13 protein-coding genes are annotated in these 13,442 nt (G+C 68.2%); 7 read left to right on the top strand and 6 right to left on the bottom strand.

From position 1 onward, the window contains the following. The first annotated feature begins 64 nt into the window (after nucleotides 1-64). The 4 genes from KD1_RS16210 (at nucleotide 65) to KD1_RS08375 (ending at nucleotide 4,584) form a co-directional block, all read left to right on the top strand. Nucleotides 65-865 carry a response regulator gene (locus KD1_RS16210; protein ID WP_083542294.1) on the top strand — a complete coding sequence of 267 codons (801 nt, stop codon included), beginning with the start codon at nucleotides 65-67 and terminating at the stop codon, nucleotides 863-865. 337 nt (nucleotides 866-1,202) lie between these two features. Continuing rightward, entirely contained in the window at nucleotides 1,203-1,427 is a 225-nt protein-coding gene (locus KD1_RS08385; RefSeq protein ID WP_157073246.1) for a hypothetical protein, read from the top strand. Nucleotides 1,428-1,435: 8 nt separating this feature from the next. After that, nucleotides 1,436-2,170 carry an ABC transporter ATP-binding protein gene (locus tag KD1_RS08380; RefSeq protein ID WP_083542293.1) on the top strand — a complete coding sequence of 245 codons (735 nt, stop codon included), beginning with the start codon at nucleotides 1,436-1,438 and terminating at the stop codon, nucleotides 2,168-2,170. A gap of 17 nt (nucleotides 2,171-2,187) precedes the next feature. Beyond that, complete coding sequence (locus tag KD1_RS08375) at nucleotides 2,188-4,584, top strand: hypothetical protein (protein ID WP_068400363.1); 2,397 nt, start codon at nucleotides 2,188-2,190, stop codon at nucleotides 4,582-4,584. Nucleotides 4,585-4,675: 91 nt separating this feature from the next. On the opposite strand, the gene KD1_RS08370 is transcribed toward KD1_RS08375, so the two are convergent. Together KD1_RS08370 and KD1_RS08365 are read right to left on the bottom strand one after the other, a co-directional pair. Further along, a complete protein-coding gene (locus KD1_RS08370; protein ID WP_068400360.1) occupies nucleotides 4,676-5,365 on the bottom strand; it encodes a histidine phosphatase family protein in 690 nt (229 codons plus the stop codon). Between the two features lie 52 nt (nucleotides 5,366-5,417). Further along, nucleotides 5,418-6,266, bottom strand: coding sequence for a crotonase/enoyl-CoA hydratase family protein (locus tag KD1_RS08365; protein ID WP_068400356.1), 849 nt, complete (start codon nucleotides 6,264-6,266; stop codon nucleotides 5,418-5,420). A 131-nt stretch (nucleotides 6,267-6,397) separates the two neighbouring features. Here KD1_RS08365 and KD1_RS08360 point away from each other — a divergent pair, with 131 nt between their 5' ends. Next, nucleotides 6,398-7,375 (top strand): NADPH:quinone oxidoreductase family protein, encoded by a 978-nt coding sequence (locus KD1_RS08360; protein WP_068400353.1) that lies wholly within the window; start codon nucleotides 6,398-6,400, stop codon nucleotides 7,373-7,375. 75 nt (nucleotides 7,376-7,450) lie between these two features. On the opposite strand, the gene KD1_RS08355 is transcribed toward KD1_RS08360, so the two are convergent. Next, on the bottom strand, nucleotides 7,451-7,927 hold the full coding sequence (locus KD1_RS08355) for an SRPBCC family protein (protein ID WP_068400350.1): 477 nt from the start codon (nucleotides 7,925-7,927) through the stop codon (nucleotides 7,451-7,453). A gap of 13 nt (nucleotides 7,928-7,940) precedes the next feature. After that, a complete protein-coding gene (locus KD1_RS08350) occupies nucleotides 7,941-9,572 on the bottom strand; it encodes an AMP-binding protein (RefSeq protein WP_068400346.1) in 1,632 nt (543 codons plus the stop codon). Between the two features lie 349 nt (nucleotides 9,573-9,921). On the opposite strand from KD1_RS08350, the gene trxA reads away from it, so the two are divergent. Continuing rightward, complete coding sequence (trxA, locus tag KD1_RS08345) at nucleotides 9,922-10,305, top strand: thioredoxin (protein WP_068400343.1); 384 nt, start codon at nucleotides 9,922-9,924, stop codon at nucleotides 10,303-10,305. Between the two features lie 180 nt (nucleotides 10,306-10,485). Beyond that, a complete protein-coding gene (locus KD1_RS08340; RefSeq protein ID WP_068400340.1) occupies nucleotides 10,486-10,749 on the top strand; it encodes an HGxxPAAW family protein in 264 nt (87 codons plus the stop codon). Between the two features lie 96 nt (nucleotides 10,750-10,845). Here the strand turns inward: KD1_RS08340 and KD1_RS08335 are convergent, their stop codons facing one another. Next, nucleotides 10,846-12,150 (bottom strand): fatty acid desaturase family protein, encoded by a 1,305-nt coding sequence (locus tag KD1_RS08335; protein ID WP_083542292.1) that lies wholly within the window; start codon nucleotides 12,148-12,150, stop codon nucleotides 10,846-10,848. A 60-nt stretch (nucleotides 12,151-12,210) separates the two neighbouring features. Beyond that, nucleotides 12,211-13,308, bottom strand: coding sequence for a ferredoxin reductase (locus tag KD1_RS08330; RefSeq protein ID WP_083542291.1), 1,098 nt, complete (start codon nucleotides 13,306-13,308; stop codon nucleotides 12,211-12,213). Nucleotides 13,309-13,442 lie beyond the last annotated feature (134 nt).

Raw genomic sequence — 13,442 nt, 5'->3', positions numbered from 1 at the left:
CCGCTTCAGGACTCCTGAAGCGGCCCGAAACCATCACTCGGCGAAAGGGTGGACACTGGGAGACGTGGACGCCTGGATCAAGGTGATCGAAGCCGTCACCTCCCTACTGAGCACAATCCTGTGGCCGGCCGTGGCCCTGTACGTGATTATGCGACTGGCCCCGCGCATCTTCTCGCTGGTCGAAGCCGGCCGGAACGTCACGCTCAAGGGCTTCGGCGTCGAGGCGAGTTTCACGAACTCCGTCACCGCAGCGACGGCCGCATTGACCGCGGCGGAGGCGAAGCGTGCGGCCGAGGCGGCATCACCTCAAGCGGGCGAGGTGGTGGGGGCACCGGACAGTGACGGTCCCAAGGCGGCTGGGCGACCTGTGCCGCCTTCCCCGCCAACTCAGCCAGTACCTCCGAAGCAGGTCCCTGCCGCGCCGCCCTCCCCCGAAGCCGTGGCCGGCACGGTGACGCGCCTGGTGCCCGATGCCCAGACCCACCAGAACCTGCAGGGCACGACGCTCCTGTGGGTCGACGACCACCCCGACAACAATCGCTTCGAGCGCGAGGCGTTCCAGGCCCTCGGGATCCAGGTCGAACTGAGCACGTCGACGCAGGATGCGTTGGACGTCCTGAACCGACGTCACTTCGACGCGGTCATCTCCGACCTGCGACGGGGTCTCAAGGGCGAGGCCGGCTACGAGTTGCTCGCCGAACTGCGGCGCTCCGATTCGACCACCCCCTTCTTCATCTACGCCGCCTCGGACTCGCAGCCGCAGCGCGAGGAGGCCCGGTCGCGCGGGGCACAGGGCCGCACGAGTTCACCGCGGGAGTTGCTGGACCTCGTCATCCCGGCCATTCGGCACCACCGAACGCAGTGACGCCGCGCTGCGCATCGAACGGAAGGTGGGAGAAGCATCCAGCGTTCACGCACCGTTCAGGAAACGTTCATTGTTTTGTCACATCAACGGCCATAGCGCTTGTTAATCTTCTACCACATCATCACGAACGGCTGGCCACCACATCATCACGAACGGCTGGCCACCACATCATCACGAACGGGGCCTAGTAGTGAAACTCGGAATTGTGATTTGGGGAGCGGTCGCGGCAATTGGGTTCGGTCTGGCCATCCCAGCCGCGGCCGGTAGCGGCAACTGCACAAGATCGTCAACCAACGGTGGGCGGGCCTGCGTCTACGTGAACTCAGACTACGTCGGCATGTTCGCGTACAAATGGCAGGGCAGCGGATTGTCCAACGTGACTGGGTCGAACAACGACGTCATGTCCTCATGGGAGAACGAGAGTTCGCGCAACGGCGCGTGGTACAAGGACGCCGACGGTCGCGGTGAGTGCAACAACATGCTCGCGTGGAAGTCGACTTCTTATGTGGGCTGGGTTGACAATGACGACATGTCGTCTTGGCGCATGAACAACTCCTGCTAAGTTCCATCATGGCGATTTCCGCGTCTCTAGCTGATAGCTCCGGCACGTCGACGCCGGCAGATCCCTCCTCACCGATCGCGCTGAGCGCGGTGAGCAAGTCCTTCGTCAACGGTCCAGAGCGCGTACGGGCCTTGGACGAGGTGACCCTGTCCGTCGGTCCCGGGGAGTTCTTGGCGTTGATGGGCCCCAGCGGGTGCGGCAAGAGCACGCTCCTGTCGATCATCGGGGGCTTGGTCGACGCCGATGAAGGCAGCGTTCAGGTGCTGGGTCGAGACATGGGTGCCCTGTCCCGGGCCGAACGCACCCGTGTTCGTCTGATGGACGTGGGCATGGTCTTCCAGCACGACAACCTCCTCGAGGATCTCACCTGCCTGGAGAATGTCAGCCTCCCCCTCCACCTGCGCCCCCAGGAGGCACACGCGTCCCCGGACGGTGACGCGTTGGCCGCGCTGGAGCGGGTTGGCATTGCTGACCTGGCCGACCGATTCCCCCGCCAGATGAGCGGCGGCCAGCGTCAACGCGCCGGGATCGCCCGCGCCGTAGCCGGCGGTCGCCGCGTCCTCCTCGCCGACGAACCCACCGGCGCGCTGGACAGCCGCAACACCGTTGAGGTTTTCGCCCTGCTACGCGACCTTGCCGGGTCCGGAGTCGCAGTGGTGGTGGTCAGCCACGACAACGAGATCCGATCGTGGGCCGACCGCGTGGTCGACATGCTCGACGGTCGCGTGTCCGCGGGCCAATGAGGTCGCACCCGCGAGCCATGCGCATCCTCATGGCCGGGATGCTGCGCAACCGGTCTCTACGCCGCGCCACCGCCCTGCTCGGAGTCACCACCGCTCTGGCCACCATGCTCGTCATGTTGTCGACGGCGACCGCCCTGTCGCCGTCGCAGCGCATCGCTCGCGACCTGGGCGCAGCCGAGCGGACGACCAACTGGGGGGCCACCATCAGGCCAGGCGTCGACGGCGCCGCACCCCTTGCCCTGGCCATGAAGAACGCCGACGCTCGCGGGTGGGTCCAATTGCGCACACCTATGGAACTCGACAACGGCGCCGATGTCTGGTTCCTGGAGGCGAAGTGGGGCGCCCCACCGTTCGCCGAGCGCTACGAGCTCCGCTCCGGGCGCTGGCCCACCCGCCCCGGCGAGGTCGCCGTCACGCAGGCCACCGGGTTGGTGGGGTCCTTCACGATGATGTCCGGCACAGCCGACCTCCGCGTGGTCGGCCACGCCACCGACCGATTCGCCACCCGAAACTCAACCGTCATGGCCGCGCCCGGAACCTGGGCCGCACTACCCCCCGATGCCGGGTCACGCTTCCCGACGGTGCGGGCCAGCCCGGTCGCGTACTGGTCCGGCGGTGACGACCAACGCGTCATCAACGCCTTGGCTGCCGGCGGCGCGCCCAAGGGCGAAATCACCGCCAACCTCACTCGCCGAGAAGATCTGGACAGTCGCCCGGTCGAGAGCATCTTGGCGAACTACCCTCTGATCGTCATGTTCCCGCAGTGGATCCTCCCCTTGACCGCTGCCTTGGTGTTCCTCTTCAGCGTGCGGCCCTACCTCTCACGCTTCAGCGCTGTCCTGGGATCCCTCGGCGTCCCCTCGGCAACCCTTCGTCTGGCCATGGCCGGAGCCACAGCAGCCGCCTCGACCCTCACCGTCACGCTGTCCGCCGCCCTCGGCCTCGTGCTGGGCTCCCTCGGTCGCCTGCTGCTGCCCTTGGTCCTGAGCCGACCCGTCGGTCCCTGGATCGCGCCAACCGGGCTCTTCGTCTGGGCCCTCGCGACGGCACTGACCGCAGCCGTCATCGCGGCCTTCAGCGCAGACTCCGACCTCCCGGGGCGGCGGGCCCTCACCCGCGCGGCAGCGGGTATGCGCCGGCTGTCCGCCGGACTCGCACCCGCGGTGCCCGTGGCCGGAGCGGTGATCCTGGCCTACGGCCTGCACGGCCGGAGTACCGCCGAGGACGGCAGTTACATCGTGCTCGGTTCCGTCCTGCTCGCGACCGCCCTCGCACCGCTCCTGCTCACCTTCATCTCCACCCGCCCCAGCAAGGCCGTCGACCGCCGCCTCGCCAACCGCATCCTGCGACGCACCCTGACCCGAGCCACCGTGGTCACCGCGACTCTGACCCTAGCCTTGGGCATGTCCATCGGTGTCGCCACCATGCTGGCCTCGGTCACCCAAGCCGCCAACGACGCGAAGTTCGCCCCCATGCCCGCCGGTCAGGTCCTGCTCAACCCCACGACCGGCACGTCGGTCCCCACCGAGGTCCGACGAGCCTTCGAGCGGGAGAGCGGACTGACCCGGCCGGTATCCATCCGCACCGCCGGTGATTTCCCCCTCCTACTCCGCCAAGGCAGCGAACCCGTGTGGAGCGCAGCCACCCAAGCCGACATCGAAACGTGGGCCGGAGCCGCACTCACGCCAGAACAGGAACGTGTGCTGCGCGACGGCGGCGTGCTCACCACAGGCGCGACACCGGGCGACATCCCCAGCGGTGAACTGCTGATCCAGCTGTTCACCCCCGACGGTCGCGCCACCGAACCCGTACCGACCACTCACATGAACGTTCCCCGCGAGTGGGCCGGCCGAGTCAGCGGCATCACCCTCGACCGCACCTATTCGAAACTCGGCGGCACACCCGGCCCCGTCGGTTACCTGTATTCAGGTCTGTCCGAGCAGGAGTCACTCGATGCGCTGCAGGCGGCGAACACCTTCGGCTACGACTCGTCCTACATCTGGGCCTACACCCCGCCCGAACCGACCAGTACCCCCGTTGCCCTCACGCTGGGGGCATGGCTTCTTGCCGCCCTCGGAGTCCTGCTCGTCACCGCGTCAGCTCGGGTCATCGCCCGCGACCTTCGCGCCCACGCAGCATCACTGTCGGCGGTTGGAGTGCCCGATTCCTTCTTGGGCCGGGTCGTGGTCCACTATGTCGGGCTACCCGTCGTCACGGGAGTGCTCCTGGCCGTGATCAGCTCCGGAGTCGCGATGGCCGCCCTCGTCATGATCCTGCCCGCCACGGTCATCGTCTGGGCACCACCGATGGGCTCGATCCTCGGCATCCTCGCGCTGTCGATCGGCGGAGCGGCGCTGGGCGGCTGGTCCGCCGCCCGACAAGCCAGTCCCACCGAAGGCCTCGCACAGGGCTGACACACACCCCGAGTGATGGTTTCGGGCCGCTTCAGGAGTCCTGAAGCGGCCCGAAACCATCACTCGGCGAAGGAGGAGGGGGACGCAACGCTCAGCGCAGGGTGATCAGACCCTCGCCGGCGCCATCGAGGTGGCTGTACTCGTTGACCGTGTCGACGCGCCAGTCGTGCGGCGTTGCCGAGCACCACGTGACTCCGGTGTTCGCCGTGACGCCATTGAGCCGGTTCCACGTCTCGATCCCACCGCGCAGGAGCGACGTGGCGACCCAGGACATCGGCGCGGACGAGGTGACCACCACCACCGTGCCGCCCTCGGCGCGCTCACGCACGGCCGCGAAGGCCTCGTCGACGCGCCGGGTGAACGCCGGGAACGTCTCGGCGTAGTCGGCGTCGAACCGGCCGCTGGTCCACCGTGAGATGGCGGCGGCGTACATGTCGTGAAACGCCTTCCGCGGCTGGAAGGTCATGATGAGGTCGGCCTTCATCAGCGTCGCATTGCGGTACTGCGGGCGGTGCGCCGCGATGACGTCCATCGAGTCGAATTCCCCCCAGCGAGTGTCCGGCACGATGTCGGCCTCCCAGCCGGACGTCTTCATCAGCGCTTCGATGGTCTGGTCGTGCCGCTGCTGGCCGCCGCTGACAATCACGTCTGGGTGCACCTGCCGACGCGCCAACGCGGCGCCGAGCAGTTCGGCTTGGGTCACTCCGTTCGGCGACAGACGGTCGTAGTCGCGCAGGCCCAGCGAGGCCTGCCCGTGCCGGATCAGCACGATCCGGCTCATCGCCGCACGCTCATCAGCACACCCTTATCGCCGCACGCTCATCAGCATGCGCTCATCGGCTCCGCCACGCGCCGACCTGCGCCGCCGCAATGTCGCGGAATCCACGCCCACGCAGACCGAACGACGCCTCCGTCTTGGCCATCGACGCGCGCTGCAGCGCCTTCGTGTTCGAGGCGAGCAGCAGCCGGATCTGCTCCGCGCGCTCGCGGGCAAACGTGCGCCGCGGGCTGGCGCCCCAGGTCTCGGCGAACAGGCGCTTGGAGGCGGCCAGCGCGTCGGGCGAACGGGTCACCAACGTCGCGACCAACTCGTTCGCCTGCGCCCACGGGTCCTCCGAGACTCCGCTGGCCAAGCCGTACTCCACCGCGGTCGTGCCGTCGAAGATCTCACCGGTCATGACCAGCCGCTTGGCCAGGTCGATGGGCATGACCTCGGCCAGCGACCGCATCCCGGTCATGTCGGGGATCAGGCCCCAACGCGCCTCCAACACCGACCACTGGGTGTCGGGCGTCGTGTAGCGGAAGTCGGCGCCGAGCGCGATCTGCAGCCCGCCGCCGAAGCAGTGCCCGGTCACCACCGCCACGACCGGCACGGGGAGTCGGCGCCACGCCCACACGCACTCCTGGAAGACGTTGGTGCCGTCCACCGGGTTCGGCAGGAGGTTTCTCAGCAGCGGCCCCATGCCGTTGACCAGCACGCCCTTGATGTCCAGCCCCGCGGAGAACGACGGGCCCTCGCCGGCCAGCACCACCGCGCGCAGGCTGCGGTCGCCCTTGAGCGACTCGGCGGTCTGCGCGAGTTCCTTGAGGAGGTCCAGCGTCAGGCCGTTGAGCTTCTCGGGGCGGTTGAGGCGCACCTGGGCCACACCATCGGACACCGTGCACGTCACCAAAGCAGTCATGGGTGAAGGCTAGGCCCCCGCACCCGCGGCGTCGAGGTCGGACGCGGCGTGGGATACCTCACCCACGACGCTCCGCAACGCGACCGGGCGATCGCTCGGCAAGCGAGCGTGCGTGCACTAGGGTGTGCGCCATGCGAGCCATCCAGGTGACATCGCTCGACGGTATCGACGCCATCGAGTACAACGAGATCGACGCGCCCACGGCCGGGCCGAACGACGTGCTCATCGAGGTCCACGCGGCCGGAGTCTCGTTCCCCGAGGTCCTGCAGACGCGCGGCGAGTACCAGATCAAGTACGAACTGCCGTTCGTGCCGGGCGCCGAGGTCGCGGGCGTGGTGCTGCAGGCGCCGGCCGGATCGCCGTTCACGGCCGGTGATCGCGTGGCCGGCTTCCCCGGCTCCGGTGGTTACGGCCAGGTCGTGGCCTGCCCGGTGACGCACACGTTCGCGCTGCCCGAGAACGTCACGTTCGCGCAGGGCGCTGCGTTGCCGATGAACTACCTGACCTGCCACTTCGCTCTGGTGCGCCGCGGCGGGCTCAAGGCCGGTGAGACCGTGCTCGTGCACGGCGCGGCCGGCGGCATCGGGACGGCGTCGATCCAGCTCGCCAAGGCGCTCGGGGCCGGCACGGTCATCGCCGTTGCCTCGAGTGAGGAGAAGCGCCAGGTCGCCTTGGACGCGGGCGCGGACCACGCGATCGATCCCGACGGTTTCAAGGACGCCGTCAAGCAGCTCACCGGCGGTCGCGGGGTGGACATCGTCGTCGACCCGGTCGGTGGTGACCGGTTCACCGACTCGATTCGCTCGCTGGCTCCCGAGGGGCGCATCCTCGTCATCGGGTTCACCGGCGGCTCGATCCCCGAGGTCAAGGTCAACCGGCTGCTGCTGACCAACACCGACGTGCGCGGCGTCGGCTGGGGCGCGTTCTGGACCATCGGCGGCCCGGAGTTCCTCACCCAGCAGTGGGCGGAGTTGCTGCCGCTCCTGGAATCCGGGGCGATCACGCCTCCGATCGGTGCGGAGTACCCGTTGGCCGAGGCCGCGCAGGCGCTGCACGCCATCGACGAGCGCCGCGCCAGCGGCAAGTTGATCCTCAACACCCGCGACTGAGCTCCCACCCGCGCCCCCTCGCGGTTCGAGGTATTAACGACCGTTGCAGCGGTCGTTAATACCTCGAACCGCGGGTTATGCGGCGCTCTCGCACTCCGCCTTGAGCGCCGCCAGCGTCGCGGCCATCCCCTCGCGCAGCTCCTGACTGAACGACTCCTGCCCGCCGAGGGCGACGTCGATCAGCGCTCCGGAGACCTTCGCCAAACCCTCGGGCAGCTCACGGCGCTCCACCACATGCGTGCCGGTCTCGGTCGGCGTCAGGGTGTACGACCACCGCGCCCAGTTGTCCTTCATGCGGAACGCGTACTCGCGGGCCGGCTCGAACGTCGTCACCTGCGAGCGCATCGGCCACACGAGCAGGCCGCGCTTGTTCACCGACAGGCACTCGGTGCCAACCCGGACCTCGCCGCCGAGCACGACGACCTGGATCACCTGCGGCGACAGGCGCACCATGGCGCGCGGGTCGGAGATGACCGCCCACACCGCCTCCGGTGATGCCTCGATGTCGATGCTCGCCTCAAGCAGCTCCGGTGCTGTCGCTTTCTCACTCACGAGGTCAGAAGTATCACAGCCCGAGCAGCCGCTTGGCCTCCTCACGCATCTCCACCTTGCGGACCTTGCCGGTCACCGTCATCGGGAACTCCTCGACGACGTGCACGTACCGCGGGACCTTGTAGTGCGCGAGCTTGCCGGTGCAGAACTCCCGCACGGCCGCAGCGTCGAGCGGCGCGGAGCCCTCCTTCATCCGGATCCACGCCATGAGCTCCTCGCCGTACTTCTCGTCCGGCACGCCGATGACCTGGGCGTCGAGGATCTCCGGGTGGGTGTACAGGAACTCCTCGATCTCGCGCGGGTAGATGTTCTCGCCGCCGCGGATGACGAGGTCCTTGATGCGGCCGGTGATGGACACGAAGCCGTCCTCGTCCATGACGGCGACGTCACCGGTGTGCATCCACCCGTCGACGATCGCCTCGGCCGTCTTCTCCGGGTCCTCCCAGTAGCCGAGCATGACCGAGTAGCCCCGCGTGAGGAACTCCCCGGCGGTGCCACGCGGCTGGGTCTCGCCTGTGATGGGGTCGACGACCTTGATCTCCAGGTGCGGCCCGACCCGGCCGACGGAGTTGACCTTGGCGTCGAACGGGTCCTCCGGCACGGTCTGCGTCGACACCGGCGACGTCTCGGTCATGCCGTAACAGATCGTCAGGTCACTCAGCCCGGTTTCGATGACCTTGCGCATCATCTCGGCGGGGCACGGCGATCCGGCCATGATGCCGGTGCGCAGGGTCGACAGGTCGTAGGAGTCGAAGTCGGCCAGGGCCCATTCGGCGATGAACATCGTCGGCACGCCGTACAGCGAGGTGCACTTCTCGACGGCGGCGGCCTTGAGCGTCGCGGCCGCGTCGAAACCGGGCGCGGGGATGATCATGGCTGCGCCGTGCGTGATGGCCGCGAGGTTGCCCATGACCATGCCGAAGCAGTGGTAGAACGGCACCGGGATGCAGATCCGGTCGACCTCGGTGTAGCGGCAGCCCTCGCCGACGAAGAAACCGTTGTTGAGGATGTTGCGGTGACTGAGCGTGGCTCCCTTGGGGAACCCGGTCGTGCCCGAGGTGTACTGGATGTTGATCGGATCGGTGTTGCTCAGCGACCCCTGCAGCGCGGCGAGGTCGTCGAGCGAGACCTGGTCGGCGACGTCGAAGAGGCGCTGCCACGAGTCCTGGCCGATGACGGCGGAGTCGCGTAGCCCCGGGCATTCGTCACGCACGGAGTCGAGCATGGCCGGGTAGTCGGACGTCTTGAAGCTCTCGGCGAGCACGAGCAGCGAGATACCGGACTGGTTGACGACGTAGGCCAGTTCGTGGGTCCGGTACGCCGGGTTGATGTTGACGAGGATCGCGCCGATCTTCGCGGTGGCGAACTGGGTCAGGGTCCATTCGGCGCAGTTGGGCGCCCAGATGCCGACGCGGTCGCCGCGCTTGACGCCGACGGCCAGGAGACCGCGGGCGAGGGTGTCGACGTCGCGACGGAGCTCGGTGTACGTCCAGCGCGTCCCGGCGGTCACGTCGACGAGGGCCTCCCGGTCGCCGAAGCGCGCCACGGTCGCGTCGAGCGCGTCACCGATGGTGGTCTCGAGCAGCGGGGTGTCCGTGGCGCCACGGGTGTGGCTCAGGGTGGTGTCCAGCGCGGGCGTGGTCACGATCGATCGACTCCTCGGCGTCATTGCAGTGGGTGGTCCATCGGTGATTATGCGTGAGCCACATCACCGGGCGCCAGCATGCGGCCGCACCTGCGCTGGGCGGTGGCTTCGGAGCGCCGAGCGGTGAGCGGTCACCGGTCACCGGTCACCCCCGTTGAGTGATGGTTTCGGGCCGCTTCAGACGCTTCGAAGCGGCCCGAAACCATCACTCAACGTAGGGGGTGGCGCACGGGCGGGAACAATCCGGGCGGCTCTCTTGCTACACAGGTGAACCCTCCTTGGGTACCCCCGGTGGTATCCGAGAGGCCACTCGGCCCAGACCTGAAGCACCAACCATGAGGAGCGTCGTATGAGCACCGTCAACCTGACCACCGAGAACTTCGTCGAGACCGTTCAGAAGGACGGCATCGTCATGGTCGACTTCTGGGCCGACTGGTGCGGTCCGTGCCGCCAGTTTGCCCCCGTCTTCGAGGCCGCCTCGGACAAGCACGAGGACGTGACCTTCGCCAAGGTCGACACCGAGGCCGAGCAGGAGCTCGCCGGTGCCCTGCAGATCACGTCGATCCCCACGCTCATGGCGTTCCGCGATGGCGTGCTGATCTTCCAGCAGGCCGGTGCGCTGCCGGCTGCCGCCGTCGACGACATCGTCGGCCAGGCGCAGGCCCTCGACATGGAGGACATCAAGAAGCAGATCGCGGAGCAGCAGACGGCCGAGAGCAACACGCAGGCCTGAGTCACCGCGGAGGTGCGTGCGGCCGGCTACTCGCGCGAACCGCGCTCCGAGTGGCTCGACCCACGTACGCCGACCGGCGTGCGGGCCCCCCGGCCCATCTGGGAGACTGGGGGCCTGCACGACGCTCCGCCCAGCGCGCGGCGCGTGCCCACACGTTGACACGACCGAGAGGACACGGCCATGGCGGGTAGCCACGAGGAACACGAGTACGGCCAGAACATCGCGAGCTGGGTGGCGATCCTGATTTGCTTCGCCGGCTTCGTGCTCGGCGGTCTGGGCGCCGTTGGCCTCGGCAGCGACTCGCTGCACTGGCCACTCATCTGGACCGGCATCGTGCTGATCGTCCTCTCCCCGATCGTCGGTCTGGCCCTGGGCAAGAGTGGCTTCGGCGAGGAGCGTGCCCGCGCCAAGCGCGCGGAGAAGTTGGGTCTGCACACCCGCTGAGCGGGCGCACCCCCTCAGCAACCCCAAACGGTTCGAGGTATGAGAGGGCGTTGTAACGTCCTCTCATACCTCGAACCGTTTGCTGTGGGTGGCCGCTCAGCGCCTCGCGCGGCGCGCCTTGCGCAGCCGGCTCTTCTTGCGCTCGCGCTTGACCGCGTCGACGATCTGACGGAACCGCGTCGTGCCCTCGACCTTGTTCGGCAGCGACAGCTCGAAGACCTTCGCGTACACCGAGATCAACTGCTGGTGCAGCGGCCCGGAGACGAACTTCAGGTCATACCGGTGCATGAGGTCCTGGACCTTCGGCGAGACCTCGGCGTACCGGTTGCTCGGCATGTCCGGGTAGAGGTGGTGCTCGACCTGGTGGCTGAGGTTGCCGGTCATGAAGTGCATGAGCCACGAGCCGGAGATGTTGCCCGACCCGAGCATCTGACGCAGGTACCACTCGCCCCGGGTCTCACCGTCGATGGACGTGCGCTCGAACACCTCGATGCCCTTGGGGAAGTGACCGCAGATGATGACCGAGTTGGTCCACAGGTTGCGCACGATGTTCGCCACGACGTTCGCGGCCAGGGTGGGCAGGAAGTTCGGGCCGGAGAGCAGCGGGTGCACCAGGTAGTCGCGGGTCGCATTGCGGCGAACCTTCGTGATCGACCGCTTGAGCTCCTCGCGGAACTTCGCCTTCTCCTCCTCCGTGTGGCGACCCTTGCGCTGCAGGTACTCGCCCGCGCCGAGGTCGTACAGGGCGATGCCGTACTCGAAGAAGATCGCGTTGAGGATGTGCACGGCCGGCTGCCACAGGTACTCCAGGCGCCACGGCTGTTCCTCCGAGACGCGCATGATGCCGTAGCCGAGGTCGTTGTCGCGCCCGATGACGTTGGTGAACGTGTGGTGGACGACGTTGTGGGTGTACTTCCACTGGCTCGACGGCGAGGCGTTGTCCCACTCCCACGCCTGCGAGTGGATCTTCGGGTCACGCATCCAGTCCCACTGGCCGTGCATGACGTTGTGGCCGATCTCCATGTTCTCGATGATCTTGGCGATCGACAGGCCGGCGGTGCCGACCAGCCAGGCCGGCCAGAACCCGGAGAACAGCAGCACGCCACGCGAGGTCATCTCGATCCAGCGCTGGGCCTTGATGGTGTTGCGGATGTACTTCGCGTCGGCCTCGCCACGGCTGTCCATGACCTCGGCGCGGATGGCGTCGAGTTCCTTGGCGATCGCCTCGATGTGCTCGGGCGTCAGGTGCGCGATCGGGTCCTCATGATGGGAGTAGCGCACGGCCACCTTCGTGTGGATGCGCTCGGGCGCCTCCGACGACAGGTGGGGGTTGGCGGGCTTGCGCGCGGGGGTGGTCGCGGCGTCGGTCTCGGTGACGGGTCGCTCGGGGGCCAAGGTCATGATGCTCTGCCTCTCACGGTCGGTGGTGCGGAGTCGTGCGGGGTTGGTCGGTGGTGCGGATCAGCGCTCGATGCGACAGTCGCCGGCGGCGGCCTGGACGCAGGGCTGGAACGTGACGGGTGTGTCGTCGACGACGGTGGTGAGTTCGCCGGTGCGCAGGTCGCGCACACTGCCCTCGGTCAGGGTGGAGACGCAACCGAAGCAGATGCCCATGCGGCACCCGGACGGCATGAGCACGCCGTTCTCCTCGCCGACGTCGAGCAGCATCTCGTCGCCGGCGGCCTCGACCACGACGTCGGACGTCGTGAACGTCACCGTGCCGCCCTCACCGGTGACGGCGATCTTCGGGCGGAAGCGCTCGACGTGCAGACGCTCGGACAGGCCGGCGGCCGCCCAGTGCGCCTCGGCGGCGTCGAGCAGACCGGTCGGGCCGCAGACCCACACCTCACGTTCGCGCCAGTCCGGCACGACGGAGTCGAGTTCGGCCAGATCGAGCATGCCCTCGTCGTCGGTGTGGCGCCGGTGCAGCGTGATGGCGCCGGTGTCGGCGAGGTCGGCCAGGTCGTTGGCGAAGATGACGTCCTGCGGGCGCGGCGCCGAGTGCAGCATGACCGCGTCGGTCAGGTCGGCCGGGCGGTTGCGCAGCATGCCCATGACCGGAGTGATGCCCGATCCGGCGGTGAGGAACAGCGCCTTGGTCGGGGTGGCGGCGGGCAGCACGAAGTCGCCGGTGGCCTGGTCGAGCATGATCAGCGTGCCCGGCTGGAGGCGGCGCACGATGTGCTGGGAGACGACGCCGTCCGGAATCGCCTTGACGGTGATCGCGATGGTGCCGTCGGGCGCGTCGACCGGCGAGGTCAACGAGTAGGTGCGCCAGTTCCGCACTCCGTCGATCTCGACGCCGATGCGGATGTACTGGCCGGGAATGTGGCCGAGCCAGCCGCGCCCGGGCCGGATGACGACCGTGGCGGCGTCGGCGGTCTCGGGGCGCACGTCGAGCACGCGGCCACGCAGATCCGCGCCGGAGCGCAGCGGATCGATGAGATCGAGGTACTCGCGGGGCAGGACCGGGGTGGTCACTGCTGCGGCGACCTTCCAGAGGACATCACCGAGACCGGCCAGAGCGGCGCGGTTCGGACGGGCGGGAGCCGTGGTCATAACGAAAGCATATACCTACGGGACCGTAAGTTACGAATCCGTAGGTTGGGGTACGTCCCACCGCTGCGAATCCGCCTGCGCGCCGCGGCGTGTCGTGCTGCGACGGCGCGCAACACTGGTGCCTCCACCCCCGG

The organism is Kribbia dieselivorans NBRC 106261 (genome assembly GCF_001552435.1).
In the GTDB taxonomy this organism is placed as follows: Bacteria; Actinomycetota; Actinomycetes; order Actinomycetales; family Dermatophilaceae; genus Kribbia; species Kribbia dieselivorans.
Note: the sequence above shows the minus strand (reverse complement) of the source record. Positions and strands in the feature narration are given on the sequence as shown.